The organism is Bradyrhizobium commune (assembly GCF_015624505.1).
Classification (GTDB): Bacteria; Pseudomonadota; Alphaproteobacteria; order Rhizobiales; family Xanthobacteraceae; genus Bradyrhizobium; species Bradyrhizobium commune.
In genome coordinates, this window is the sequence record NZ_CP061379.1 from 5,377,578 (window position 1) to 5,402,175 (window position 24,598).

The 24,598-nt window shown below is 63.6% G+C and carries 21 protein-coding genes; 13 read left to right on the plus strand and 8 right to left on the minus strand.

Annotation, left to right across the window (positions count from 1 at the left end):
• Window positions 1-32 precede the first annotated feature (32 nt).
• Complete coding sequence (locus tag IC761_RS25305; protein WP_195799407.1) at window positions 33-1,766, plus strand: bifunctional protein-serine/threonine kinase/phosphatase; 1,734 nt, start codon at window positions 33-35, stop codon at window positions 1,764-1,766.
• A gap of 15 nt (window positions 1,767-1,781) precedes the next feature.
• Here IC761_RS25305 and IC761_RS25310 read toward each other — a convergent pair whose 3' ends face one another.
• Window positions 1,782-2,699: an intradiol ring-cleavage dioxygenase gene (locus IC761_RS25310; RefSeq protein WP_195799408.1), complete on the minus strand. Its 918-nt coding sequence runs from the start codon at window positions 2,697-2,699 to the stop codon at window positions 1,782-1,784.
• Between the two features lie 172 nt (window positions 2,700-2,871).
• Between IC761_RS25310 and IC761_RS25315 the strand changes: the two genes are divergently transcribed.
• A complete protein-coding gene (locus tag IC761_RS25315) occupies window positions 2,872-4,146 on the plus strand; it encodes a serine hydrolase domain-containing protein (RefSeq protein WP_195799409.1) in 1,275 nt (424 codons plus the stop codon).
• 151 nt (window positions 4,147-4,297) lie between these two features.
• Here the strand turns inward: IC761_RS25315 and IC761_RS25320 are convergent, their stop codons facing one another.
• On the minus strand, window positions 4,298-4,531 hold the full coding sequence (locus IC761_RS25320; RefSeq protein WP_195799410.1) for a hypothetical protein: 234 nt from the start codon (window positions 4,529-4,531) through the stop codon (window positions 4,298-4,300).
• A 137-nt stretch (window positions 4,532-4,668) separates the two neighbouring features.
• On the opposite strand from IC761_RS25320, the gene IC761_RS25325 reads away from it, so the two are divergent.
• The 4 genes from IC761_RS25325 to IC761_RS25340 all read left to right on the plus strand — a co-directional run bounded on the left by IC761_RS25325 (window position 4,669) and on the right by IC761_RS25340 (window position 9,261).
• Window positions 4,669-5,013, plus strand: coding sequence for a DUF1236 domain-containing protein (locus IC761_RS25325; RefSeq protein ID WP_195799411.1), 345 nt, complete (start codon window positions 4,669-4,671; stop codon window positions 5,011-5,013).
• A 347-nt stretch (window positions 5,014-5,360) separates the two neighbouring features.
• A complete protein-coding gene (locus tag IC761_RS25330; RefSeq protein ID WP_195804767.1) occupies window positions 5,361-6,818 on the plus strand; it encodes a sensor histidine kinase in 1,458 nt (485 codons plus the stop codon).
• Window positions 6,819-6,834: 16 nt separating this feature from the next.
• Window positions 6,835-7,953, plus strand: coding sequence for a mandelate racemase/muconate lactonizing enzyme family protein (locus IC761_RS25335; protein ID WP_195799412.1), 1,119 nt, complete (start codon window positions 6,835-6,837; stop codon window positions 7,951-7,953).
• Between the two features lie 216 nt (window positions 7,954-8,169).
• Window positions 8,170-9,261, plus strand: a complete 1,092-nt coding sequence (locus tag IC761_RS25340; protein WP_195799413.1) for an amidohydrolase family protein — start codon at window positions 8,170-8,172, stop codon at window positions 9,259-9,261.
• Between the two features lie 11 nt (window positions 9,262-9,272).
• On the opposite strand, the gene IC761_RS25345 is transcribed toward IC761_RS25340, so the two are convergent.
• Both IC761_RS25345 and IC761_RS25350 read right to left on the minus strand, forming a co-directional pair.
• A complete protein-coding gene (locus IC761_RS25345; protein ID WP_195799414.1) occupies window positions 9,273-10,004 on the minus strand; it encodes a cytochrome c biogenesis CcdA family protein in 732 nt (243 codons plus the stop codon).
• Window positions 10,005-10,211: 207 nt separating this feature from the next.
• The gene (locus IC761_RS25350) at window positions 10,212-10,478 is read right to left on the minus strand and encodes a hypothetical protein (protein WP_195799415.1); all 267 of its coding nucleotides are present in this window, start codon (window positions 10,476-10,478) and stop codon (window positions 10,212-10,214) included.
• A gap of 495 nt (window positions 10,479-10,973) precedes the next feature.
• Between IC761_RS25350 and IC761_RS25355 the strand changes: the two genes are divergently transcribed.
• From IC761_RS25355 to IC761_RS25375, 5 genes are all read left to right on the plus strand, one after another.
• Window positions 10,974-12,023: a LysR family transcriptional regulator gene (locus IC761_RS25355; protein ID WP_195799416.1), complete on the plus strand. Its 1,050-nt coding sequence runs from the start codon at window positions 10,974-10,976 to the stop codon at window positions 12,021-12,023.
• Window positions 12,024-12,052: 29 nt separating this feature from the next.
• The gene (locus tag IC761_RS25360; RefSeq protein WP_028179980.1) at window positions 12,053-12,424 is read left to right on the plus strand and encodes a helix-turn-helix domain-containing protein; all 372 of its coding nucleotides are present in this window, start codon (window positions 12,053-12,055) and stop codon (window positions 12,422-12,424) included.
• A gap of 318 nt (window positions 12,425-12,742) precedes the next feature.
• Complete coding sequence (locus IC761_RS25365; RefSeq protein ID WP_195799417.1) at window positions 12,743-14,095, plus strand: L,D-transpeptidase family protein; 1,353 nt, start codon at window positions 12,743-12,745, stop codon at window positions 14,093-14,095.
• 108 nt (window positions 14,096-14,203) lie between these two features.
• Window positions 14,204-15,019, plus strand: coding sequence for an enoyl-CoA hydratase (locus IC761_RS25370; protein ID WP_195799418.1), 816 nt, complete (start codon window positions 14,204-14,206; stop codon window positions 15,017-15,019).
• Between the two features lie 395 nt (window positions 15,020-15,414).
• Window positions 15,415-17,190 carry a B12-binding domain-containing radical SAM protein gene (locus IC761_RS25375; protein WP_195799419.1) on the plus strand — a complete coding sequence of 592 codons (1,776 nt, stop codon included), beginning with the start codon at window positions 15,415-15,417 and terminating at the stop codon, window positions 17,188-17,190.
• 51 nt (window positions 17,191-17,241) lie between these two features.
• Here IC761_RS25375 and IC761_RS25380 read toward each other — a convergent pair whose 3' ends face one another.
• The 3 genes from IC761_RS25380 to IC761_RS25390 all read right to left on the minus strand — a co-directional run bounded on the left by IC761_RS25380 (window position 17,242) and on the right by IC761_RS25390 (window position 20,764).
• The gene (locus tag IC761_RS25380) at window positions 17,242-18,321 is read right to left on the minus strand and encodes an isocitrate/isopropylmalate dehydrogenase family protein (RefSeq protein ID WP_195799420.1); all 1,080 of its coding nucleotides are present in this window, start codon (window positions 18,319-18,321) and stop codon (window positions 17,242-17,244) included.
• A gap of 135 nt (window positions 18,322-18,456) precedes the next feature.
• Window positions 18,457-19,524 carry an alcohol dehydrogenase gene (locus tag IC761_RS25385; RefSeq protein WP_195799421.1) on the minus strand — a complete coding sequence of 356 codons (1,068 nt, stop codon included), beginning with the start codon at window positions 19,522-19,524 and terminating at the stop codon, window positions 18,457-18,459.
• Window positions 19,525-19,591: 67 nt separating this feature from the next.
• Window positions 19,592-20,764, minus strand: a complete 1,173-nt coding sequence (locus IC761_RS25390) for a CaiB/BaiF CoA transferase family protein (RefSeq protein ID WP_195799422.1) — start codon at window positions 20,762-20,764, stop codon at window positions 19,592-19,594.
• Between the two features lie 224 nt (window positions 20,765-20,988).
• Here IC761_RS25390 and glgA point away from each other — a divergent pair, with 224 nt between their 5' ends.
• Complete coding sequence (gene glgA, locus IC761_RS25395) at window positions 20,989-22,377, plus strand: glycogen synthase GlgA (RefSeq protein ID WP_246791313.1); 1,389 nt, start codon at window positions 20,989-20,991, stop codon at window positions 22,375-22,377.
• Window positions 22,378-22,573: 196 nt separating this feature from the next.
• On the opposite strand, the gene IC761_RS25400 is transcribed toward glgA, so the two are convergent.
• Complete coding sequence (locus tag IC761_RS25400) at window positions 22,574-23,524, minus strand: oxygenase MpaB family protein (RefSeq protein WP_195799424.1); 951 nt, start codon at window positions 23,522-23,524, stop codon at window positions 22,574-22,576.
• A 149-nt stretch (window positions 23,525-23,673) separates the two neighbouring features.
• On the opposite strand from IC761_RS25400, the gene IC761_RS25405 reads away from it, so the two are divergent.
• Entirely contained in the window at window positions 23,674-24,597 is a 924-nt protein-coding gene (locus IC761_RS25405) for a LysR family transcriptional regulator (protein WP_195799425.1), read from the plus strand.
• Window position 24,598 lies beyond the last annotated feature (1 nt).

The window sequence follows — 24,598 nt, forward strand, 5'->3', positions numbered from 1 at the left end:
AGAGTGAGGCTCCCTTTGCATTGGTGGCGAGGATGGGCCGGGGCTTGCGCATTTCGATCGGGCAGCACTCCGACAAGGGGCGCAAGCCGGTCAATCAGGATTTTCACGGCGCGCTCATCCCGGCTGAGCCGCTGTTGAGCCTGAAGGGGATCGCCGTCGTGCTGGCCGACGGCATCTCGAGCAGCGCGGTGAGCCAGGTCGCGAGCGAGTCGGCGGTCAAGAGCTTCCTGACCGACTATTACTGCACCTCCGAAGCCTGGACGGTGAAGAATTCGGCGCGCCGCGTGCTGGAAGCTACCAATTCATGGCTGCATGCGGAGACGCGGCGCAGCCAATTCGCCTATGAGCGCGACAAGGGCTACGTCTGCACCTTCACGGCGATGGTCGTCAAATCGGCCATGGCCCATATCTTTCACGTCGGCGACTGCCGGGTCTACCGCATCGCCGGCAAGGCCCTCGAACAGCTCACCGAAGACCACCGCATCATCGTCTCGTCGGAGCAGACTTATCTTGGTCGCGCGCTCGGCATCAATCCGCAGATCGAGATCGACTACCAGGCACTGGAGATCGGAAAGGGCGACGTCTTCCTGCTGGCGACGGACGGTGCTTACGAGTTCGTCGATCATCGCTACGTCATGAGCGCGCTCGTCACCCATGCCGACGATCTCGACGGCGCGGCCAAATCCATCGTCGAGGAGGCCTACCGGCGCGGCAGCGACGACAACATCACGGTCCAGATCCTGCGCATCGACGAGGTGCCGCGGAGCGGCTCATCCGACATCTTCGGCGGTACGGCCGAGCTGCCATTGCCGCCGCTGCCGGAGCCGCGGGCGTTGTTCGACGGCTACCGCATCATGCGCGAAGCGCACGCCTCTAGCCGCAGCCACATCTATCTCGCCGTCGACACCGAGACCGAGGAGATGGTCGCGCTGAAGATCCCCTCGATCGATCTCCGCGACGATCCCGCCTATCTGAAGCGCTTCCTGATGGAGGAATGGATCGCGCGCCGGATCGACAGCCCGCACGTGCTGAAGCCCCGCTCGCGGTCGAAACGACGCAACTATCTCTACGTCGCGACCGAGTTCATCGAGGGGCAGACGCTGCGGCAATGGATGCTGGACAATCCGCGCCCCGATCTCGAGACGGTACGCGGCATCGTCGACCAGATCGCATCGGGCCTGCGCGCCTTCCACCGCATGGAGATGCTGCATCAGGATTTGCGGCCCGACAACGTCCTGATCGACAGGACCGGCACCGCGAAGATCATCGACTTCGGCGCGGTCAAGGTCGCCGGCATCGTCGAAGCGGCACCGTCTCCGGCTGACGCCGACATCCTCGGTACGGTGCAATACACCGCGCCGGAATATTTCCTCGGCGAAGGCGGCTCGCCGCGCTCCGACCTGTTCTCGCTGGCCGTGATTTGCTACCAGATGCTGACCGGAGATCTGCCGTACGGCGCCCAGATCGCCCGCATCCGGGGACGATCGGACGCGTGGAAGCTGAGGTATCGTCCGGCCAGTCACGATGATCGCGCTGTCCCCGTCTGGATCGACGGCGCCCTGCGCAAGGCGCTGCATCCCGATCCGAACAAGCGCCACGAGGATCTGTTCGAATTCACCTACGAGCTCAGGAACCCCAACCCGGCCTATCTCAGCACGCGGACCACGCCCCTGATCGAGCGCAATCCGCTGCTGTTCTGGAAGCTGACCACAGTGATCCTGGCCTGCGCCGTCGTCGCGCTGCTTGCGCTCTTGCACGCGCGGTAGGCTGGCCGGTTCCAATCACGCCGGCTCGGCCGCCTTCGTCCCCAGCGGCTTCGGCGCCATGCCGCCGCCCGGCTTGAGGTGGAATTCGTAGGTCATCAGGTGCCACTGCCCGTTCGCCTTGGCGCCGTCGGGCATCGCGGGATCGTTGCGCGGCTCGACCTTAGCGACGAGGTCGTCCTTGACTCCGAACACCACGTCGGAATCGAGATATTTGTCGCCGTCCATGAAGACGTGGGTGATCAGCGGCTCGTAGCCTTTCGCATTGACCAGGAAGTGCACATGCGCCGGGCGCATCGGATGGCGCTTGGTCTGCATGATCATCTCGCCGACCGGACCATCGGTCGGGATCGGATAACTGCACGGCAGAATGGTGCGGAAGAAGAAGCGGCCGTCGCTGTCGGTGATGAAGCGCGCGCGCGCCGAGGCGCCGACCTCGTCATAATTCGGCTTCTGTGAATCGTAGAAGCCGTCATCATCGGCGTGCCAGACGTCGACGGGAACGTTCGCGAGCGGCTTGCCCTTGAGATCGGTGACGCGGCTCTGCACGAACATCCGCTCACCTGCGAGGTTGTTCGGCGAGATATCGGTGCCGTGAGCCGTGACCTTGTGCTCGCCGACATAGAACGGACCGAGCACGGTGGTCTGGGTGGCGCCATCGCGGTCGCGATGGTTGACCGCATCGACCAGCATGGAGACGCCGAGCACGTCCGACAGCAGGATGAATTCCTGGCGGGTGTCGGTGCATTTCTGGCCGGTTCGGGTCAGGAAGTCGATCGCGTATTCCCATTCCTCGAAGGTGAGACCGGTCTTGCTCACGTAATCGTGCAACGACTTTACCAATTCCTGGAGCAGGAATTTGGCCCGCGGGTTCGGCGTCTGGTCGAAGCTTTTGGCGACGGCTTCGGTGAGCTCGGTCTCGTTGAACTGGGTCATGGTGCGTTTGCCTGCGTTTCTCGTTGGCCCCATTAGGGATCCGTGGGGCTCCTTGGAGGCGTTCCAAGGTGGGAGCCTACACCAACCAGCCTGCCTGCGTTAAGCGCATCGCGCTTGGAATAAGGTCGCCATTTCGGCTATCACCTTGCCGAGAAACTGCCCGGAGGAACTGATGCTTGCCCCTGCCCCCGCCTCGCCCGAATCCGTCGGCATGTCCAAAGCCGCGCTCGACCGCATCGATGCGCACTTGAGGAACCGCTACGTCGATGCCGGCCGCTTCCCGGGCTCGCATCTCCTGGTCTATCGGCGCGGCAAGATCGCCCACAGCTCCATGCAGGGCTTCGCCGATGTCGAGCGCAAGGCGCCGGTCAAGGACGACACCATCTACCGCATCTATTCGATGACCAAGCCGCTCACCAGCGTCGCCTTTATGATGCTGGTCGAGGAGGGCTTGGTCGCGATCGACGAGCCCGTCGCCAAATACATTCCGGAATGGAAGGATCTCGGCGTGTTCGTCGCCGGCACCTCGCCGGCCTTTTTGACCCGGCCGCCGAGCCGCCCGATGCTGATCGTCGACCTGTTGCGGCATACGTCCGGACTGACTTATGGCTTCCAGCAGCGTTCTAATGTCGATGCCGCCTATCGTTCCGAGAAGATCGGCGAGGTCGAGAAATCAGGCACGCTCCAGACCATGGTCGAGAGCCTGGCAAAAATCCCGCTGGAGTTCTCGCCCGGCGAGGCCTGGAACTATTCGGTTTCCACCGACGTGATCGGCTATCTCGTCGGCAAGATTTCAGGCGTGCCGTTCGAGCAGTTCCTGAAAACGCGGATTCTCGATCCGCTCGGCATGACCGACACCGATTTCCACGTGCCGGCTTCCAAGGCGCATCGTTTCGCCGCCTGCTACTCCGCGGACCCGGCTGGCGGCATGACCTTCCACGCCGGCCAGCGTCGGCTGGGGCTGACGCTCCAGGACGATCCGACCGCGAGCTCGTTCCTGTCGCCGCCTTCGTTCATCTCCGGCGGCGGCGGGCTGTGCTCGACGGTTGCCGACTATCTGACCTTCTGCCGCGCGCTGCTCAATGGCGGCGAGCTCGGCGGCGTCAGGCTGATCGGGCCGAAGACGCTGGCGCTGATGACGACCAACCACATTCCGGGGGGGCGTTCATTGCCGGAGGTGTCGCGCTCGCTGTTCTCAGAAGCGACCTATAACGGCATCGGCTTCGGCCTCGGCTTTGCCGTAACCATGCGCCCGGCCGAGACGCTGATCGCCGGCAGTCCCGGCGAGTACAATTGGGGCGGCGCAGCCACGACCTCGTTCTGGATCGACCCCGCCGAGGAGCTGATCACGATCTTCATGACCCAGGTGCTGCCGTCGAGCGCGTACCCGATCCGGCGCGAGCTGCGCAGCATGGTCTACGCCGCGATCACCGAGAGCAATCTCTGAGCTCGCAAATATCTTGCAACGGGGCTTCGCGAGCGATCGCGAAGTCCCTTTGCTCGTCGCTCAGTGAAAATGACCGATCAGATAGATGCCGCCGCCGATCACCAGGACGGCCGGTACGGCCCACAAAATCAGAACTGGCATATCATCCTCCTCAATTTGATGTGCAGACCTTGACGGTCTTCATGCCGCTTTCAGCCTCGGTGCGCGACTTGTAGACCGTGCCCGACGGGCTCACGACAGTCATGGACGTGTCCGTCGGCTTCTTGTCGACGATTGTGCACTTCTTGGTCTTGACGTCCTGGACCACGTAGAACTCGTCGGCCGCGAACGCCGGCAGGGAGAACGCAGCGACCATCAGCGCTGCTGTCATCATCTTCAGCTTCATTTTTTCCTCCTCCAATCGCCAGGCGTTCCCGCCTGGCTGGTTCGAAAACGGGAAAAAGCAGCAATTTGTTCCTAAGCCAGGGAACGCCATCCGAGGCGAGATGTTGACGCCGCGCTTATTCCAGTGAGGAGGACAATATGAAGAAGCTATTTCTGCTTTCCGCCGCCGCGGTGATGATCTCGACTGGCGCGTTCGCGCAATCCACCGTTGTGACCACCACTGGAACTGGTCACGCGGGCACCGTTCAGATCGAGCCGGAATATCGGACCAGGATCAAATCCTACGTCACGGAGCACCGCGTGCGCCCCATCGCGACACAGGAGAAAATCATCGTCGGCGCAACCATTCCAAGCGACGTCGAACTCGAAGCCGTTCCGGCGGACTGGGGTCCCGCCTTGACGAAATATCGCTACGTCTACTCCGGCGAGCGCGTGATGCTGGTGGATCCCGGCACGCGAACCGTCGTTCAGGAAATTGATTAAGACGTGATGGATGGGTGGCCGCCTTAGGGGCGGCCCCTCCCCGGAGTTGACCAATATGACATCGCATCGAGAGGCCCGGATCGCCGGGCTCAGCTTGGCCGCTGTTTACGCCATGTGCCTGCTGCTGACCGCGATCAGCATGACGTGACGCGCAGGCTTCCAGGATGCACGGCAAAAATTCCTCGCATTTGGACCGTACGTCGGATGCAAAAATCATGGCGTCGCGTAAGTCCTGCCCGTAAGGTCTGACAAAATCATAATCCGGCACCGCCGTGCCGGAACCGGGACGCCTGCGTTTGCCAAAGTTCACCCTGCCGGTCCGGCTCGCTCTCCTGGTCGCGGGAACGATGCTGCCTCTGATCGTGTTCGCGGTCGGCATCGCCGTCTACAAATACAAGCAGGACCGCAGCGACGCCACCCGCCGTGTGCTCGAGAACGTGCGCAGCATGCGCCTCGTGCTGGATTCCGAGGTGCAGCGCATGACCGGCAGCTTGCAGGTGCTTGCGCTGACCAATTCGCTCCGAAACGATGACTTCCAGAACTTTCGCCGCATCGCCCTCGGCTTCCTCGATCAGTACGGCAAGGGGGGCCTGCTGCTGATCTCCAACCGCAAGGGTCGGCTGCTATTCTCCTCGACGACTGAAGACACTGCAAGCCTGCCGCCGCGCGGCAATCAAGAGATCGTCGAGAAGGTATTTGCAACCCAGTCGCCGCAATATTCCGACCTGTTCACCGGCGCGATCAATGGGCGACAGGTTTTGACCGTCGAAGTGCCGGTGTTTCGCAACGGTGAGGTGATCTACGATCTCTGCTTCAGCCCGCCGGTCGGCATTTTCCAGGCGCTCGTCGAGAGGCAGCGGCCCGACCAGGAGTGGACGGTATCCCTGCTCGACACCGCCGGCACCGTGTTCGCCCGCGTGCCAAATCCCAGTGAAACCTTCGGCAAGCGCGCTTCGCCTTCGCTCTATGAGGCAATGTACCGCGCGCCCGAAGCAACCCTCTCCTCGATCTCGCTCGACGGCATTGCGCTCGCCTCCGCCTATACGCGATCGCGGCTGACCGGCTGGACGGTCGCCGCCGGCGTTCCGGAAAGTTCGCTGATCGCGCCGCTCTGGCGCAACATCGCGATCACCAGCCTGATCGGCGGCATCCTGCTGCTGACCGGCCTGACCTTTGCGGTCAGGATGGCGACCACCATCGCGCGCGGCGAGATGCTGCACGATCTGCTGATCGAGGAGCTCAACCACCGCGTCAAGAACACGCTGGCGCTGATGCAGGCGATCGCGGTGCAGACCTTCCGCAGCGCCAGCCGCGACGAGAAGACCAAGTTCGAGGGCCGCCTCGGCGCGCTTGCCGAGGCGCATAATCTCCTCAGCCAGGAAAAATGGACGGGCTCGGAGCTGAAGGACGTGATCGCGCGCGTGCTTCAGCCATTTCTGCTCAACACGCCCGATCGCATTCGGATGACCGGCCCCGCGGTGCCGCTGTCGCCGCGGCTCGCCGTGGTGCTTTCGATGATCGTGCACGAAATCGCCACCAACGCCGCGAAATACGGCGCGCTGTCCAACGAAAACGGACGGGTGACGCTGGAATGGGAGGTCATCGCCGACACGCCGAAGCCGCGGCTCCGGCTGATCTGGAGTGAGATCGGCGGACCACCGGTGACGGCCCCGGTGCAGCGCGGCTTTGGCTCGCGCCTGATCGAGCGCAGCGCGCGCGACCAGCTCGGCGGCGAGGCAACGGTCGACTTCCTGCCGCGCGGCGTGGTCTGCACGGTCATTTGCACGCTGGATGAGACGCGATGAGTGGGAGATACCAGCGATGAAGATCACCAACGTTCGGACGCACATTCTCGAAGCAAAGCTCTCACAGCCTTTCGCCTATTCACGGGCCTGGTACGACACCCGCACCGCGATGCTGGTCGAGATCGAGACCGACGAGGGACTGACCGGCTGGGGCGAATGCTACGGGCCGGCACGGATCAATGCGGCCGTGGTCACAAACATGGCGCCATGGCTGATCGGCGAGGATCCACTGCGGACCGACATGCTGTGGCAAATGATCTATGCGCGCTTGCGTGATCACGGCCAGAAGGGTGTCGTGATCCAGGGGCTGAGCGGCATCGACATCGCGCTATGGGACATCAAGGGCAAACATTTCGGTGTACCGGCACATCAGTTGCTCGGCGGCGCGGTGCGCACCGAGGTGCAGGCCTATTCGACCGGGCTCTACCGGCGCAAATCGGGCGATCCGCTGAAATATCTGCCGGAGGAGGCGGCCGGCTATGCCGCCGAAGGTTTCCGTGCAGTGAAGCTGAAGGTCGGCTTCGGCATCGCGGAGGACGCCGCGGTCACGCGTGCGGTGCGCGAGACGATCGGCCCAAACGTCGCGCTGATGGTTGACGCCAACCACGCCTATGACGCGGTCGCGGCGATCCGGCTCGGTCGGCTGATCGAGCGTTACGACATCGGATGGTTCGAGGAGCCGGTGCCGCCGGAGGATGTCGCAGGCTACCGCGCGGTGAAGTCCGCGCTGGCGATCCCCATCGCCGGCGGCGAATGCGAGTTCACCCGCTTCGGCTTCCGCGACCTGTTCGCCACGCACGCGATCGACATCGCCCAGCCCGACACCTGCGCGGCCGGCGGCCTCTCCGAATGCAAGAAAATCGCCGACATGAGCGAGGCGTTCGGCATCCGCTACAATCCGCATGTCTGGGGCACTGGGATCGCCATCGCGGCCTCGCTCCAGCTCCTCGCCGTGCTGCCGTCGCACTCGCCGACCTCGCTCGCGCCGCTGCTCGAACTCGACCGCACCGAACATCCGATCCGGCAAGCGATTTTGAAGCAGCCGATCGAGCACGAGCGCGGCGTGGTTCGCGTGCCCGACGGTCCCGGGCTCGGCATCGAGATCGACCGCGAGACGTTGGCGCGGTTTGCGTGAGCTAGCGGCAAGCCGTTTTCACATAAAGTTGCTGGCGCGAGGCGATGGCCTTTGGTGCGGACGTCGCTGAACGGCGATAAAACGCCGCAATTCAATCACCAACAACCACAATAGCTCTTCTATCCAGACAATCGCCAGCGGATGGGCGAAGCCCTATCGCGCATGCAAGCCTCGACGGATGCCTGGTTCGCCAGACCGTCATCGGAGAATCGCCAGATGTACACCAGGGATCGAGAATCTTCAGAGCATCGCTGCTCCATTTGTTGCGACTCGATTGGGTCGCGACGCGGCTTTCTCGCGGGACTCGGTGCGCTTGGCCTGGCCTCGACGATCCCGAGCATTGCCGCATTCGGACAAACCAAGCCAACGCTGATCGATACCCATCTTCATTTCTATCCGCCCGAATATCAAAAGCTCTGGCTTGGCTACGAAGACGCGCACAAACAACCGCACTTCCCCGGGCAGGTCGCATGGAGCCGCGAGAAGCTGGTGGAAGACATGGACGGCAATGGGGTCCGCACCGGGATCCTGTCGGTCGCCTCCACCCCCGGCGTGTGGTTCGATCTTGGGTCGGCGGAAGCCGGGCGGCTCGCACGGGCTTGCAACGAATATGCGGCGGATATGATGCGCGACCATCCGGGCCGCTTTGGCTTGTTCGCAACCTTGTCGATGTTGGACATCGATGCCACACTCAAGGAGATCGAATACGCGCTCGATACGCTGAAGGCGGACGGTATTGGATTGCAGACGAGCTATGGCGACAAATGGCTTGGCAATGCCGCCTACAAGCCGGTGCTCGAAGAGCTCAATCGCCGTAAGGCAATCGTCTATGTGCATCCGCTGGTCGCGAGTTGCTGCAGCGCTCTCAGCGTCGGCACATTTCCGGCGGTGATCGAAGTCCCGCACGACACCACGCGCACGGTGACGAGCCTGCTGCTCAGCGGCTCGTTCGCCCGCTATCGCGACATCAAATGGTTGTTCTCGCATGCCGGAGGCACGATCCCGATGATGGCCGGGCGGATCAATTCCTTCTATGGGGCTCGGCCCGACCTGAAGGAATTTGCGCCGGAGGGGATCGAAGGCGAGCTGCGCCGGCTTCATTACGACACTGCCAACGCAACGTTCGCGCCGTCCATGGCAGCACTGCTCAAGCTAGTGCCGGCGTCGCAGGTCACCTACGGCACCGACTATCCCTATTTCGGCCTTGGTCAGTTTGCTCAATTGCAGGCGCTTGGCCTCTCGGCACAGGACCTCGATGCGATTGGCCATGAGAATGCGATGCGCCTGATCCCGAGGTTGCGAGCTTAGAGGCGGACGCGCTACCCGATCGTCTGCAACGCCGGAAAGGTTTCCAGCAGCCAGATGCTCACATTCGAGACCGCGCCGGTGAGGAAGCCGATGCCGGTGATCACCATCAACACGCCCATGGCGCGTTCGACATTGACGAGCTGGCCCTTCAGGCGCGCGAACAATTTCGAGAACTGCTTGATCATCAGCGCCGCGATCAGGAAGGGAACGCCGAGGCCCGCTGAATAGACGGCGAGCAGCCCTGCTCCCTTCGTCACCGTCGCTTCTGCTGCGGCAATCGAAAGGATCGCGGCGAGGATCGGGCCGATGCAGGGCGTCCAGCCGAAGGCGAAAGCGAGCCCCATGACATAGGCGCCCCAGAGCCCGACGGGCTTCGGGATCGGCAGCCGGCCTTCACGCATCAACAGGCCGATGCGCGTCAGTCCGAGGAAGTGCAGGCCCATCGCGATGATGACGATGCCGGCAAGGATCGACAATTCCGCCGACCAGGCGCGGATCAGGCCGCCGATCAGCGAGGCGCTGGCGCCGAGCGCCACGAACACGGTGGAGAAGCCGAGCACGAACAGCAGCGCCGACATCATCACCGCGCGCTTCGAGGCAGCGGCCGGCTCGTCGCTCTCGACATGCTCGATCGTGGCGCCGGTGAGATAGATCAGATAGGGCGGAACCAGGGGCAGGACGCAGGGGGAGAGGAAGCTGACGAGGCCGGCAATCATCGCCGCGGGAATCGAGACATTTTGCATGATGCAGTCGGAGCCATCCGCGGCCCCTGGGCGGCGCGCGGGGAATGCGCGCGAGGCCGGAGCCGACCGGCTCTGGTGTAGCCGATGCCGGAGAATGCGCAACAGAGGCGCGATCAAACCAGGGCTCCTCCCGATGCCGTCTGCGATCACAGATGCGGCATCGGGACGCGCACAAATCTCGCCAAAAAGCGAGGCTCGGCGGCGCGGCTACTTCACCACGCGGAGCAGCGGACGCCGGGGCTGGTCCTGCGTCTGCTTGGAAGGCGGCTGCGGCTCGTTACCTGCGCTCCGCAGCATTTCGTCGCACAGCGCCTTGAGATCGGCGCTGTCAATTCCTTTGAGTTTCATCCGCACATCGAGGATGACGATCGAGAGCAACTCGGCCGACTCACGGCTGTTGCTCTCGTTGAGAACCTTACGGCACTCCTCGAGCGTCTCGAGCACCGACTGCAACTGTTCGTCTGAATGCGACACCGGCGTTCTTTCCGTTAGTTCGGCCTGCGAGACACGCTTGCAACGATCCCCTCGGCCCCGATCCGGAGCGGAGGATAGCATGAGGAGTCCGCGCCCCCGAAGACGATTTCAGTATGTTTCTGCGTCGAATCCGCATGCCCGCGCGACATCGTCCCGCGACGCGCGCGGCGAAAATCAAAGCAATCAAAGGCGAAGCGATCGAAGGCGAAATGCTCGCCGGTGCGCGAATGATCCATTGCGCACCGCTGCGCGAAGTCTCGCGCACAACCTCCCGGTCCAGATAAATCCGGCAATCCCGCAGCCATATTACGGCGCGCAACGGAACGCACGTGCACCCCTCTTCCGGGCGATAACTCACCCGCTTCCCAGTCCCAAACACACTCCAATACCACTTCTAGCACGGTAAGGATGGCGTTCAAAACTCGCCATTCCTCAACCCGCCGTGGTTGTGGTTTGCGCTAGATTCTGCCAGTTTACCGCCCCGAAGGGACTTGTATGCACTCCTTGGCGGAAAGGGGCGTTCCACTGGAGGAACGCCCAAAAGCAAATCTCAGCGGCCTCTCGGATTGGGATGCGGCGCGCATTTTCCTGGAAGTCGTCCGATGCGGCAGTTTCCGCTCGGCGGCCGAGCGCCTGTCGTTGTCGATCAACGCCGTCCGCCGGCGGATCGATGATTTCGAACGCCAGACCGGCACCACACTCTTCACCCGCGACGTCCACGGCACCCATCTGACCGACGAAGGCGCGCTGGTCGTCTCGGCCGTCGAGCGGATGGAGGCAGCCGCCTTCGATGTGCTGCGCACCAGCGATTCGACGGTCAACGCCCTGTCCGGTGAGGTCCGCGTCGCCGTGACCGAAGGGCTCGGGACGTTCTGGCTCGCCCCGCGGCTGGTCGAATTCCAGCAGGCCTATCCCAACATCCTGGTCGACCTGCATTGCGCGATGCGCTCGGCCGACGTCTCCCGCCACGAGGCCGACGTCGCCATCCATCTGGCGCGGCCTTCGACGCTCGACGTCAAGCTGGTGCGGCTCGGCCGCATGCACCTGATGTTCTGGGCCTCCAGGCAATATATCGAAAAACATGGCGCGCCGCGCTCCGCGGCGGAATTGATCAGGCACCGCCTGGTGCTGCAATTCGCCGATCAGATCGCCGCCAAGGAAAGCTTTGAGAGCTTCTTCCCGGGCGTTGCGGAGCGTGACCTTCTGGTCATGAAGACCAACGTCTCAAGCGCCAACTACTGGGCTGTCGCGAATGGAGCCGGAATCGGCGTATTCCCGAGCTACGCCATTGCGCTTGGCGGGAAGTTGATTCCACTGGAGGTCGAGTTGAACCGACCGCTGGATATCTGGTTGTCCTACCATCCCGGTAGCGGCCGGATTCCACGCGTGCGGCACATGATTGACTGGCTGATCGAGGCTTTCAATCCTGTTCGCTTCCCGTGGTTTAAGGAGGAATTCGTGCACCCGCATGAATTCAAGGACTCGTATATGGGCGAACCCCTGACCCAGCTCTTCGGGGGATTTTCAACCGAAGAACAACGGTGAGAACAAGTATGAAAACAGCGGCGAAAAGAATGAAGCAGCGCAGTGCCGGCAAGCCGGACATTGAGCTTGGCAAGCGGATCCGTCTGCGGCGCGTCGAGATGAAGATCTCGCAGGCTGAGCTCGGCGAAAAGCTCGGCGTCAGCTTCCAGCAGGTCCAGAAATACGAGAAGGGCGTCAATCGCGTCGGCGCGGCTCGGCTTCAGCAGATCGCCACCGCCCTCGATGTGCCCGTGACCTTCTTCTATGACGGCGACAACAAGGCCCGCGAAGTCGAGAGCCTGCTGTTCCTGGACTCGGCTTTCAGCCTCCGCCTGCTGCGCGCCTACAGCAAGATCAAGGATCAGACGGTGCAGCGTCAGCTGGTCTCGCTGATGGAATCGATCGCGGCGAACGAGAGCTGAGCCGACCTGCGGTCCGGCCTTGACGGCCGATGTTCAATCCACCGCGTCGCGGGGGCGCGGCCGGATTGGACGAGACCGGATTTGCTTTTCGGGGCGGCCTGGCCGCCCCCTTTTTCTTGACCATTTGTCGCGACTTTCGCGAACCCATCCCGATCTTGATGCGACCTAATCGAGAGCCTCCGCGTTGGACGCGCGGGAGGTCTCGATGCGTCGTGCTTAATGGGACCGCAACCCTGATGCCTTAGCTTCTCGCCGATTTTGCGAATCGGCGCCTGCGGCACGTCGGCCGGGAATTGCCTGATGGGGAAAATGAGAGACATGTCGAAGCGCCTTGCCGTGATCGTCGCCGTTGGCTTCCTCGCGAACGCCTCGGCGCTTGCGCAAACCGAGACCACCAGCCAGGCCGGTCCCAAACAGGCCACTCCGGCCGGCACGATTCCGGCGACCGCCAACCCCGCTCACACGGCCGCGCCGAAAGCTGCCGCCCCGGCGGCACCGGCCTCGACGGCGGAGAGCCGCTCGGCCGCGGCACTTGCGCTGACGCATGAGCCGACCTTCGACGAAGGCACCGCCCAGCGGATCAAGGACGCGGCGCTCAGCTATTCCGACCTTGCCGTTCGCGGCGGCTGGCCGATGATCCCTGCGGATGCCAAATTCGCGCTCGGCACCCCGGGCGCCAATGACGACCTCCTTCGCAAACGGCTGATTGTCTCCGGCGACCTCGCCGCCGACAAGGCGAGCGGCGCTTTCGACCAGGATCTTGCGGACGCGGTGAAGCGCTTCCAGACGCGCCATGGCCTCGCGTCGACCGGCATGATGACGCCGCGCACGCTCGCGGCGATGAACGTGCCGGTGCAGAAGCGCGTCCGCCAGCTCGAGGCCTCGCTCGAGCGGCTCGAGAATATCAATTTCAGCTTCGGCCAGCGCTATGTCGTGGTCAACATCCCCGCAGCCTTTGCCGAAGCGGTCGAGAACGATATGGTGGTGCGGCGCTATCGCGTCATCGTCGGCAAGACCGAAAAGCCCTCGCCGACGCTGACGGCCCAGATCACCGGTGTCGTGCTCAATCCGACCTGGACGGTGCCGTCCTCGATCGCCAAGACCGAAATCTCGGCGCATATGCGCAAGGACCCCACCTATTTGTCGCGCATGCACATGGAGGTGCTCGACGGCCACGACAATCCAATCGATCCGCATGCGGTCGACTGGTCGGGCACGCACGCGCCGAACTTCACGGTGCGGCAGCAGAACGGCACCTTCAACGCGCTCGGCGCAGTGAAGATCGACATGCCGAATTCCTATTCGGTCTACATGCACGACACCAACCAGCGCAATCTGTTCAGCGACGACTACCGCTTCGATTCCCACGGCTGCTCGCGCGTCGACAATGTGCGCGATCTCGCCGCCTGGCTGCTCAAGGACCAGCCGAAATGGACCCGCGCCGCGATCGACGCGGAGATCGCCACCGGCCAGCATCAGGAGGTCGCCATGGCCAAGAAGGTGCCGGTGGCCTGGATCTACCTCACGGCCTGGATGACCAAGGACCAGACCGTCCAGTTCCGCAACGACGTCTATGACCAGGACGAGCAGCTGCTGGAGGCGACCGCCGAAGAGGCCGCGTTCTTCGGCAATGCCGGCAACCATCCGCTGACCGCGCATATGGCGCAGTAGGCATGCAATCGCGGCACGGGCGGATGCAAGGCCGCTTCGCTTGCCGCGGTTGACCCGGGCCTTGGCCCGGCCGCACATTGCGTCTCGCCAGATACAAGCGAGCGCGCGATGCCCGACCTCCCCAACGAAACCTCCTACGCCGACGGCAAGATCCTCAAGCACACCACGGATGGCGTCGGCGTCGTCACCTTCAACAATCCCGACAAGCGCAATGCGATGTCGCTGGAGATGTGGGAGGGCTTTGGCGAGGCGCTGACAGCCTTGCGCGACGACGACGCAGTGCGCGTCGTGATCCTGCGCGGCGCCGGCGGCAAGGCGTTCGTGTCGGGCGCCGACATCAGCCAGTTCGAGCAGACCCGCCACAATGCGGCTGCGTCGGAAGAATACGCCAAACGCAGCGCCGCCCAGCGCGCGCTGCTCGCCGACTATCCCAAGCCGACGATTGCCTGCATCCAGGGCTTTTGCCTCGGCGGCGGCATGCAGGTTGCGATGCTCGCCGACATCCGCATCGCCGCGCATGACAGCCAGTTCGGCATTCCCGCGGCCAAGCTCGGCATCGCCTATGGCTATGACGGCTTGCGGCACCTGGTGTCGCTGGTCGGCCCGTCCTGGGCGCGACTGCTGATGTACACGGGCATGCGGATCGACTCCGCGGAAGCACTGCGCATCGGCCTGGTCGAACGCGTGATCCCGAACGATCAGCTCTGGGGCGAGACCATGATGATCGCCGAGACGATCTCGCAGAACGCCCCGCTCGCGATCAAGGCCGCCAAGATCACCATCGCCGAGGTGCTGAAGGACGAAAGCGCCCGCGACCTGGACGCGATCAAGGCGATCGGCACGGCCTGCATGGACTCGGCGGATTTTCGCGAGGGCCGGCAGGCCTTCATGGAGAAGCGCAAGCCGCAGTTTTCGGGGACGTAGCCGCGGCGCCCGGTCACACCTGCAAAAAACGCGAAAACAACCCCATGCACAGTAGAAATTGCTCAGCAATTTGGGCCTGGGGGGTGGCTCGCGCCGTGCAACGACGAAATTTGACTTGTCGGGCAAAACACTGGCAGAATTCCATGATGGCGCCGACTGCGTGAAAGTCGCGTCGATGCCCAATCCCAGCACCGCGAAGTGGCCCGGCCTGACATTGCCGCCGTCACTGCCCTGACACACCGATCAGGTCATCGAACTGACGGCGGTTTGTGCTTTGCATGAGTCGGCCGACACGCGAGCGGCCGTGCACAACGTCAGCGTTCGACCCAAAGCCGAGCAGCATCCGCTGCCGGGATGTGCTAAGTCTCAAAAGCCTCAAAAACGGGAAGCGATTGATGTCAACTTCGGTTCTTCAGCCAAAGCGCCGCTTCCAGCTGGTGATGATCAAACCGTCACACTACGGCGAGGATGGATATGTGATCAGATGGTGGCGGGCGACCATCCCCTCCAATTCGCTCGCCAGCCTCTATGGAATTGCGCAGGAGAGCATGGCCCATCGCGTGCTGGGGCCGGATGTCGAGATCGATATCGAGGCGATCGACGAGTTCAGCGCCCGCGTTGACATTCCAGGGTTGGTGGCTCGCTTTTCGCGGCACGACAATTTCGGCGTGATCATGCTCGTCGGCGTGCAGTCGAACCAGTACCCTCGCGCTCTCGATATCGCCCGTCCGTTTCGCGAAGCCGGGATTCAGGTCGTCATCGGCGGCTTTCACGTTTCGGGCTGCCTGTCGATGCTCGACGGCAGCGCGGTCGAACTGGACGCCTGCCGGGCAATGGGGGTCTCTCTGTTCGCAGGCGAAGCGGAAGGTCGACTCGATATCGTCCTCGGGGATGCCGCCGCCGGACGGCTGGAGCCCACTTACAATTTTCTCAAGGACTTGCCGGGCATCGAAGGGACGCCTGCGCCTTTCCTGCCCATCGAGAACGTGCGACGGACCTTGGGCCTGAGCACCAGCTTCGATGCCGGACGCGGATGCCCCTATCAGTGCTCTTTCTGTACGATCATCAACGTGCAGGGACGCAAGTCGCGCTTCCGGACACCTGACGATGTCGAGGCGCTGGTCCGCAGCAACTGGAAGCAAGGCGTCTGCAAATACTTCATCACCGACGATAACTTTGCGCGCAACAAGCACTGGGAGGACATCCTCGATCGCTTGATCTGGCTGCGGGAGTCCGAAGGCATCCCGCTCGGGCTTCTGATCCAGGTGGACACGCTTTGCCACAAAATTCCAAATTTTGTCGAGAAAGCAAAACGCGCGGGCGTCACGCGCGTGTTCATCGGGCTCGAGAACATCAATCCCGATAATCTCCTGGCCGCGAAGAAGCGGCAAAACAAGATCACCGAGTACCGCAAGATGCTGCTGGCCTGGAAGGACCAGGGCATTCTCACGCTTGCCGGATACATCCTGGGCTTTCCGGCCGATACGCCTGCATCGATCCGCAATGATATTGAGATCATCAAGCGCGAGCTGCCGATCGACATCCTCGAGTTCTTCTGTCTGACGCCGTTGCCGGGGTCGGAAGACCACAAGAATCTCTGGACCGCCCAGGTTCCGATGGATCCAGATCTCAACAATTACGACCTCGAGCATGTCTGCGCCGCGCATTCCCGCATGTCGGAAGACGAGTGGAAAGCGATCTATTCGGAGGCCTGGGCAATATATTACACGCCAGAGCACATGAGGACGCTGCTGCTCCGGGGCGCGGCGACCGGCGTCAGTCTAGGTAGCCTGGTGAAGCTGCTAGCGACGTTCTCGCTGAGCCAGAAGCTCGAGAATGTCCATCCGCTGCAATGGGGGGTCATTCGCCTGCGCCATCCCTCCGAGCGACGTCCGGGTCTTCCAGCCGAGAGCGCCTTCTGGTTCTGGCCAAGGCTGACGATCGAGATCGCATACAAGATGGCAATTGCGACTGCTGCGCTGTCACGTCTTGCGTTCCAGAGCATCAAAATCTCCCGTGACCCCAATCGGCTCAAATACATGGATCAGGCCTTGTCGCGCGCCAGCGACGATGACGAAGACTCACTCCAGCTGCTGACGCAAACTGCAAGCGCAAAGCAATCCGCAGCCCATCAGAAGAAGGTCTTCAATCTCACGCATGGCGTGGGGTAATTTCACGCGCCAGGGGATGCCTGATGCGGGACGTGATTGCCTGACACAGGACTACAACGCCCCCAGCACCGCCTTCGCAATATCCGCCGTACCGTTGCTGCCGCCAAGCTCCATCGGCTTGAGGCCGCCGGCATAGACCCGGTCCACCGCGCGCTCGATTCTTTCGCCGGCCTCCGCCGCGCTCTCGACGCCGTGCTTGTCGGCGAGCCAGTCCAGCATCATCGCCGCCGACAGGATCATGCCGGTGGGATTGGCCTTGCCCTGCCCCATGATATCGGGGGCGGTGCCGTGGCAGGGCTGGAACACGGCGTATTTGTCGCCGATGTCGGCCGACGGCGCCATGCCGAGGCCGCCGATCAGGCTCGCGGTGATGTCGGAGACGATATCGCCGAACATGTTCTCCATCACCATCACGTCGAAATCCCAGGGGCGCTTGACCAGCATCGCCGAGCAGGCGTCGACATAGAGCCGGTCGGTCTTCACCTCGGGATGCTTCTTCGCGATCTCGTCGAAGATGCCGCGGAAGAAGGCAAAGGCCTTGAACACGTTGGCCTTGTCGACACAGGCGAGGCTGCCCGGCTTGCCGCGCGCCTTGCGCCGCTCGGCGAGGCGAAACGAGAACTCGAACAGGCGCTCGGAGGTTTTTCGCGTGATCACCATGGTCTCGCGCGCATCCTCATGGGTGACGACGCCCTTGCCCATCGAGGCGAACAGGCCTTCGGTGGACTCGCGGATCACGACGAGATCGATGCCGCGCTGGTCGGCGCCGACGATCGGGCTCGGCACGCCCGGGATCAGCCGCGCCGGGCGCACGCCGGCATAGAGATCGAAGATGAAGCGCAACTCGATCTGCGGCGCGATCTCGGTGTTGTCGGGGTAGCGCACCGATGGCAGGCCGCAGGCCCCGAGCAGGATCGCGTCCGCCTCCTCGCAGAGCTTGATCGTCGAATCCGGCATCGATTTGCCGGTGGCGAGATAATTGTTGGCGCCAGCGGGCGCCTCGGTGAAGCGGAAGCGCAGATCCGACTTCGCCTCGATCTTGCGCAGGACCTCGACGGCCGGCGCCATGACCTCGGGACCGATGCCGTCGCCGGCGAGCACGGCGATGTGGAAAGCGTTGTTTGCGGACATGAGGGAGCCTCAGGGAAGGAGCAAGCCAAGTCGTCATTGCGAGCGGAGCGAAGCAATCCAGAACTGGATCTATGGAGCCATTCTGGATTGCTTCGTCGCAAGAGCTCCTCGCAATGACGGAGGAGAGAGCGGACCTTACGGCGTCAGCACCGTGCGCCCGACCACCGCGCCCTGCTGCAACTGCACCAGCGCGTCGTTGGCCCTGTCGAGCGGCGCCGTCGTCACCGGGATCGGTGGCACCTTCTTCGTCCGGACGAGGTCGAGCAGCTCCTGTGTCTCGCGCAAATTGCCGACATAGCTGCCCTGGATCGTCACCGCCTTGATCGGGATCAGCGGCAGCGCCCAGGTCGCCCCACCGCCGAACAGACCGACGATGACGAGCTTGCCGCCCTTGGTCAGGCAATCAAAGCCAAGCTGGGTGGTGGCAGCATTGCCGACGAGGTCGATCACGGCGCGGATCGGGCCACCCGCTTTCTTTGCCAGTTGCTCCAGCGCATCCGGCGCCTTGGGATCGATGGTTGCGAGCGCGCCGGCCTTCTCGGCTGCCTCGCGCTTTCTGGCGTCGATGTCGAGCATGATCGCGCCCTTGCCGCCCATGGCTTTCAACAGCGACAACGCCATCAGGCCGAGCCCACCGGCGCCGAACATCACGATCGGCGTGTCGAAATGTTGCTCGACCTTCTTCAGCGCGCTGTAGGTGGTGACGCCCGAGCAGGCATAGGGTGCGGCCGACGCGGGATCGAGGCCCTTCAGGTTGAGCAGATAGCGCGGATGCGGCACCAGCATGTGGTCGGAATAGCCGCCGTCGCAATAGACGCCGAGCGAGCGCGGGGTCAGGCACATGTTCTCGTCGCCGCCATGGCAGGTCGCGCATTTGCCGCAGCCGATCCAGGGATAGACCAGGCCGACGTCGCCGAGCTTGAGGCCGGCCTGATCGGTCGGCTTCACGTCCGGTCCGAAGGCGAGGACCTCGCCGACGGTCTCATGGCCCATGGTCAGCGGCAGATTGATGCCGCGGTCTTTCAGCGACAGCGGCTTGCGGCCGTGGCCGAGATCATAGCCGCCTTCCCAGATGTGGAGATCGCTATGGCAGACGCCGGCGGCCTTGACCTTGATCAGCACCTGCGTGCCCGACGGCTGCGGCGTCGCCTCGTCGAACTCCTTCAGCGGCGCCTTGAAATCGGCGACCTTGAAACTCTTCATCGGCGTCCTCCCGGATGCTTTTTGTCGTCATCACCATGCCACGGGCAGCGGGACGAGACAAACCTGTCTAGTCGGCGCCGGTCGACGATGGGAGGCCGACCTCGTCGCGCAATTCGCGTGTGTGCTCGCCGAGCACGGCCATGGTCTGGCCCGGCGTGGTGTCGGCGCCGCTCATCCGGAACGGCAAATTGAGCACCCGGAACGAGCCGCCCTCGTCCTTCACCTCGGAGAGCGCCCGGCGATGCGTGAGCTGCGGATCGGCCAGGGCCTCGGCGATGGTGCGATAGGCCGAGGCCGGAACGCCGGCGGCGCCGAGCGCAACAAGACATGCCGCGGTCGTGAGCCGCTTTGACCAGGCCTCGACGCCGTCCATCATGTCCGCCCAGTTCTCGCGCCGCGCGGCATAGGTGGCGAAGCGCGGATCCGCGATCCATTCGCCGCGGCCGATCACGCCCATCAGACCCTGGAACGTCTTCTCGCTGGCCACCGTGATCATGACATAGCCGTTCGCCGTCTCGGTCGGGCCAAACATCGGCCGCGGCGGCGGCTTCACCGCGAATTGCGAGCTCTGCAACTCGATCACCGTCAGGGTCAGCATCGATTCGAGCATGGAGACGTCGATGTGCTGGCCGAGCCCGGTCGCGGTGCGCTGATAGAGCGCGGACGCAATCGCGCCAAACCCGTAGGTGCCGGTGACGACGTCGGCCTGGTAGATGCCGCAATAGTCGGGACGGTTGCGGCCGGGCTGGTAGGCGAGATGCGCCATGTCGTAGCCGGAGGCAGCATGAATCACCGGCGCGTAGGCCGGCAGCTCGGCCGACGGGCCGCTCTGGCCATAGCCGGAGATCGAGCAGTAGATCAGCCGGGGATTGAGCGGGCGCAGGCTGTCGTCGTCGAGGCGCAGCCGCCGCATCACGCCGGGACGAAAATTCTCGACCAGGATATCGGCGGTCGCAACCAGCCGGCGCACCGCCTCCTTGCCGTCCTCGGATTTCAGGTCGAGCACGACGCTCTTCTTGCCGACATTGAGCTGGCCGAACACGGTGCTGCATCCCTTGCGCAGCGGTGGCCGGGTCCGCATCGTCTCGCCGCCGTCGGTCTCGATCTTGATGACCTCGGCGCCCATGTCGGCGAGCATCCGCGCGCAATGGGGACCGGCGATGGTCGTCGAAAAATCCAGGACCCTGAGGCCCGCGAAGGCCTTTGTCGTCGTCCCCTCATGCTTATCTGATAGCTGCATGCGTGTCCTTCCGAGTCCTTGAGTCACTTAGGAACAATCAATGTTCTCTGTTGTTGGTGCGTCGACCCTAGATGGCGGCGGCCGAGTAGGAAAGTCTTTACCGAACCGACGCATCTGTTGAGTGGCTTGAGAAATCTCGGGGCAACTGGACCCTTTCTTGCATAGCAGCAATCGGGATCGGCAGAGGGCGACTGTTCTTGAGGGTCTTATTTGTTACGACAGAGATGGACGACTTCGTCCGCGTCGGCGGACTTGGCGCCGTTTCCGCTGCCCTCCCCCGAGCCCTTCGCCCCTTCGCAGATATCCGGATCATGCTGCCCGGCTATCGCGACATCATCGAGCAACTCACGCATATTCAGATCGTTGGACGCTGCCCGGCATTCGCGGAGATGCCGGCCTGCTCGCTCGGCCGGGCCGCAACCAAGGATGGCCTGCCGGTCTATGTGCTGCTGTGCTCACAACTCTACGACCGTCCCGGCAATCCTTACGGCGATGAGTCAGGGCGCGACTGGCCCGACAACGACATCCGCTTCGCGCGCTTTGCTTCGGCAGCCGCTGAGCTTGCGATGGGCAAGCTGGACAAGAATTGGGCAGCAGACCTGATCCATGCCAATGACTGGCAGGCCTCGCTCGTGCCGGCGTACCTCGCCTGGCGCGGCAGCAAGCTGCCGTCGATCCTGACCATCCACAATCTCGCCTATCAGGGTCTCTTCCCGAAGGACTCGCTGCGGCGGATCGGCGCACCCGAGAGCGCCTTCCACATCGACGGCGTCGAGTTCTACGACCAGGTCTCCTTCCTCAAGGCAGGTATCGTCTACGCCTCGCACCTCACCACCGTCAGCGGCACCTATGCCCGCGAGATCACCACGACCGAGTTCGGCTGCGGCCTCGAGGGACTCTTGCGTCTGCGCTCGGATGCGTCCGAGCTCACCGGCATCCTGAATGGCATCGACGAGAGCTGGGACCCGCGCTCCTGCGCCCAGCTCGCCCAGCAATTCGGCGCCGGCGACTGGGTCGGCAAGAAGGCCAATGCGGACTATGTGCGCAAGCAGTTTGGCCTCGCGGTCTCGCGCGGGCCGATGTTCGGCATCGTCGCCCGCCTCGTGCACCAGAAGGGCATCGACCTCGTTCTTGCGGCGGCCGACGAGATCATCGATGCCGGCGGGCAGATCGTGGTCACCGGCTCCGGCGAGCCGGCGCTCGAGCTCGCCCTGATCGACGCGCATCGCCGCCGCCCCGACGCGATCGGGGTCGCGATCGGCTTTAACGACGCCCAGGCGCGGCGCATCTTCGCCGGCAGCGATTTCACATTGATGCCGTCGCGCTTCGAGCCGTGCGGCCTCAGCCAGATGTACGCCCAGCGTTTCGGCTCGCTGCCGATCGGCCACCAGACCGGCGGGCTTGCCGAAACCATCAGCGACGGCGAGACCGGCTTCCTGTTCTCAAAGCCCTCGCACGAATCCTTCCTCGGCGGCGTCCGCCGGGCCTTCGAGGCGTTCATGGCGCAGGACCAGCTCGACACCATGCGCCGCAGCGCGATGGGGCGGTCGTTCTCCTGGAGCATCTCGGCCGGAAGCTACAGTGCGCTGTACAGGAAGCTGGCGTCGGTGTGAGGCCAAGCCGCCTCTATGCGCCCCGTCATTGCGAGCGCACGTCTCTCACCACCGTCATTGCGAGGAGCTCGCGACAAAATTGCGAAGCGATTTTGCGCTGATGCGACGAAGCAATCCAGAATCCCTCCGCGGCAAGATTCTGGATTGCTTCGCTACGCTCGCAATGACGATGCGGACAAAGCGAGCCCCCTCACCGTCACCCCTTTCCGCGCTGATCCATTTGTGGCCGTCCGATCCAGAGCCGGTTGAGACCGCGCGTCATCCAGTCGGGCTGCAGCTCACCGCGCAGCCGCGCCTGCGCTTCCTGATAGGGACTGGCATAGCGCAGACGGTTGGGCAGTTTCGGATAGACGCGCCTGATCCATCTCAGCGCGTTGTCGGCTGCGCTCATGTCGCGCGTGTCAAGTTCAAGTCCGAAGCCGGCCCGTAATTGCTCCGGCAACAGGCTTGCTGTGAGCGCGCGATACCATCGCGGCGGCCGCAGCCAGGGGCGCGCGCCTGCGAAGATCTGCGTCGCGATCTCGCGCGCCGCGGGGCTTACGGTCAGCGTGTCCGATTGTGCCATCGCGGCAGTGTAGGCCGCAAAATCCGTCCAGTCCGCCGCCAGGTCATCGCCCGTCAACCCGAACAAGGCGCCGAACAGCCGGCTCTCGGTCCAGTAACGCTGGCGTTCGTCCGCCGCGAGCTGCGGCAGCACCAGATCATGCGCCACCAGGGCGGACTCGACCAGCGTGGCGTGAACCCAGCGCAGCGACGGGATGTCGTTGGCGCAGTAGCGCGAGCCTGCCGCGAACGGGCCGACGGTGTCGGGCATCGCACCGACGATCATGGTGTGACGCCGGTGCAGCTGCCGGGATGCGAGCAGCGCCCGGTCGAGCGAGCCGAACACCATGGCAAAGACGATGTCGAAGGTGCGGCGAAAGCGGCCGATCGGATCGGCGAAGGTCGTGGAGTGCTCGGCGATGGCGGCCGCGACCCAGGGATGCGCGAGCTGAAGCAACAGCGCGCGGCCGGCGCCGAGAAAGATGATGGCCTCCCGGTCGATCCGCCAGGTCAGCGAGTCCGGACCGAACACACCTGCAACCGGCCCTGCGGCCCCGGCCCGGACAAGATCGAGGGCAGACTCCAGATCGCTCTCTGACACCAATTTGCTACGCCTTTCGATCGCAACGGAGGGCCGACGATCCGCAAGGCCTGTGGCAATTCGATGAAGCGCGCGTAACAACGGCCGCTTCCCCGACGAATATCTTCGCAAGTCGTCAGGGCCGTTCCGGCCCACTGCGGTGAGCGGATTTCATGGAGCTGCATCAGGTTCGGTATTTCCTCGCCGTCTGCGAGGAGCGCAATTTTACGCGCGCGGCGAATAAGTGCCATGTCACGCAGCCCTCTCTCACCCGCGCCATCAAGCTGCTGGAAGCCGAGTTCGGCGGACTTCTGTTCCACCGGCTCCGGCCGAGCGCCGCTCTGACCGAGCTCGGCAAGGTCGTGCAGCCCTATCTTCAATCGATCTGGGACCAGGCAGCGGCCGCACGGACCGAGGCGAGGGCCTTCGTCGCCGCAAGGCCAAGGCAGCTGAAGCTCGCAATCATGTGCACGATCGCGCCAAAGCTGCTGATTCGCCTGTTCGAACGCTTCAGGGCAGCGCATCCCGACATCCGGCTCGAGCTGATCGACGGCACAGCCGTCTCGGTCGAGGAGCGCCTCATCATGTCCGAAACCGAAGCCGCGATCTATTGCCGCCCAGACCGCCCGCCGGATCCGCGCCTGCACCGCCTGCCGCTGTTTCGCGAGCAGATGATGATCGTGCTGCCGCAGAGCCACCGGCTCGCGGATCGCCGTGCCATTCGCGTCGACGATCTCCAGGGCGAACCCTACGTCGAACGCTCGGCCTGCGAGTTCAACGGCGTGGTCGACGACGTCTTCATCGCGCGCGGCGTCGATTGCGACACCGTCTATCGCAGCGATCGCGACGACTGGGTGCTCGCCATGATCGCGAGCGGATTCGGATTCGGCTTCTTTCCGCGCTACTCGATCGAGCACTCAGGCGTCGTCGCCGTGCCGATGGTCGATCCGGAGTTCTTCCGCGACGTCAGCCTGATGACGGTGAAGGGCCGCCCGCACTCGCCGGCGGTCGGCGCGTTCCTGCACGAAGCGATGCGCTCGGTCTGGCCGGACGGCACGCCGGCCGCGGTGCAGACCTACAGGCACTCGCGCGACTAAC

What these genes read in the sequence shown, in the direction of transcription:
- IC761_RS25305 (WP_195799407.1), top strand. Translation starts at nt 33, where the DNA reads ATGGGCCGGGGCTTGCGCATTTCGATCGGGCAGCACTCCGACAAGGGG.
- IC761_RS25310 (WP_195799408.1), bottom strand. Translation starts at nt 2,699, where the DNA reads ATGACCCAGTTCAACGAGACCGAGCTCACCGAAGCCGTCGCCAAAAGC.
- IC761_RS25315 (WP_195799409.1), top strand. Translation starts at nt 2,872, where the DNA reads ATGCTTGCCCCTGCCCCCGCCTCGCCCGAATCCGTCGGCATGTCCAAA.
- IC761_RS25320 (WP_195799410.1), bottom strand. Translation starts at nt 4,531, where the DNA reads ATGAAGCTGAAGATGATGACAGCAGCGCTGATGGTCGCTGCGTTCTCC.
- IC761_RS25325 (WP_195799411.1), top strand. Translation starts at nt 4,669, where the DNA reads ATGAAGAAGCTATTTCTGCTTTCCGCCGCCGCGGTGATGATCTCGACT.
- IC761_RS25330 (WP_195804767.1), top strand. Translation starts at nt 5,361, where the DNA reads ATGCTGCCTCTGATCGTGTTCGCGGTCGGCATCGCCGTCTACAAATAC.
- IC761_RS25335 (WP_195799412.1), top strand. Translation starts at nt 6,835, where the DNA reads ATGAAGATCACCAACGTTCGGACGCACATTCTCGAAGCAAAGCTCTCA.
- IC761_RS25340 (WP_195799413.1), top strand. Translation starts at nt 8,170, where the DNA reads ATGTACACCAGGGATCGAGAATCTTCAGAGCATCGCTGCTCCATTTGT.
- IC761_RS25345 (WP_195799414.1), bottom strand. Translation starts at nt 10,004, where the DNA reads ATGCAAAATGTCTCGATTCCCGCGGCGATGATTGCCGGCCTCGTCAGC.
- IC761_RS25355 (WP_195799416.1), top strand. Translation starts at nt 10,974, where the DNA reads ATGCACTCCTTGGCGGAAAGGGGCGTTCCACTGGAGGAACGCCCAAAA.
- IC761_RS25360 (WP_028179980.1), top strand. Translation starts at nt 12,053, where the DNA reads ATGAAGCAGCGCAGTGCCGGCAAGCCGGACATTGAGCTTGGCAAGCGG.
- IC761_RS25365 (WP_195799417.1), top strand. Translation starts at nt 12,743, where the DNA reads ATGTCGAAGCGCCTTGCCGTGATCGTCGCCGTTGGCTTCCTCGCGAAC.
- IC761_RS25370 (WP_195799418.1), top strand. Translation starts at nt 14,204, where the DNA reads ATGCCCGACCTCCCCAACGAAACCTCCTACGCCGACGGCAAGATCCTC.
- IC761_RS25375 (WP_195799419.1), top strand. Translation starts at nt 15,415, where the DNA reads ATGTCAACTTCGGTTCTTCAGCCAAAGCGCCGCTTCCAGCTGGTGATG.
- IC761_RS25380 (WP_195799420.1), bottom strand. Translation starts at nt 18,321, where the DNA reads ATGTCCGCAAACAACGCTTTCCACATCGCCGTGCTCGCCGGCGACGGC.
- IC761_RS25385 (WP_195799421.1), bottom strand. Translation starts at nt 19,524, where the DNA reads ATGAAGAGTTTCAAGGTCGCCGATTTCAAGGCGCCGCTGAAGGAGTTC.
- IC761_RS25390 (WP_195799422.1), bottom strand. Translation starts at nt 20,764, where the DNA reads ATGCAGCTATCAGATAAGCATGAGGGGACGACGACAAAGGCCTTCGCG.
- glgA (WP_246791313.1), top strand. Translation starts at nt 20,989, where the DNA reads ATGGACGACTTCGTCCGCGTCGGCGGACTTGGCGCCGTTTCCGCTGCC.
- IC761_RS25405 (WP_195799425.1), top strand. Translation starts at nt 23,674, where the DNA reads ATGGAGCTGCATCAGGTTCGGTATTTCCTCGCCGTCTGCGAGGAGCGC.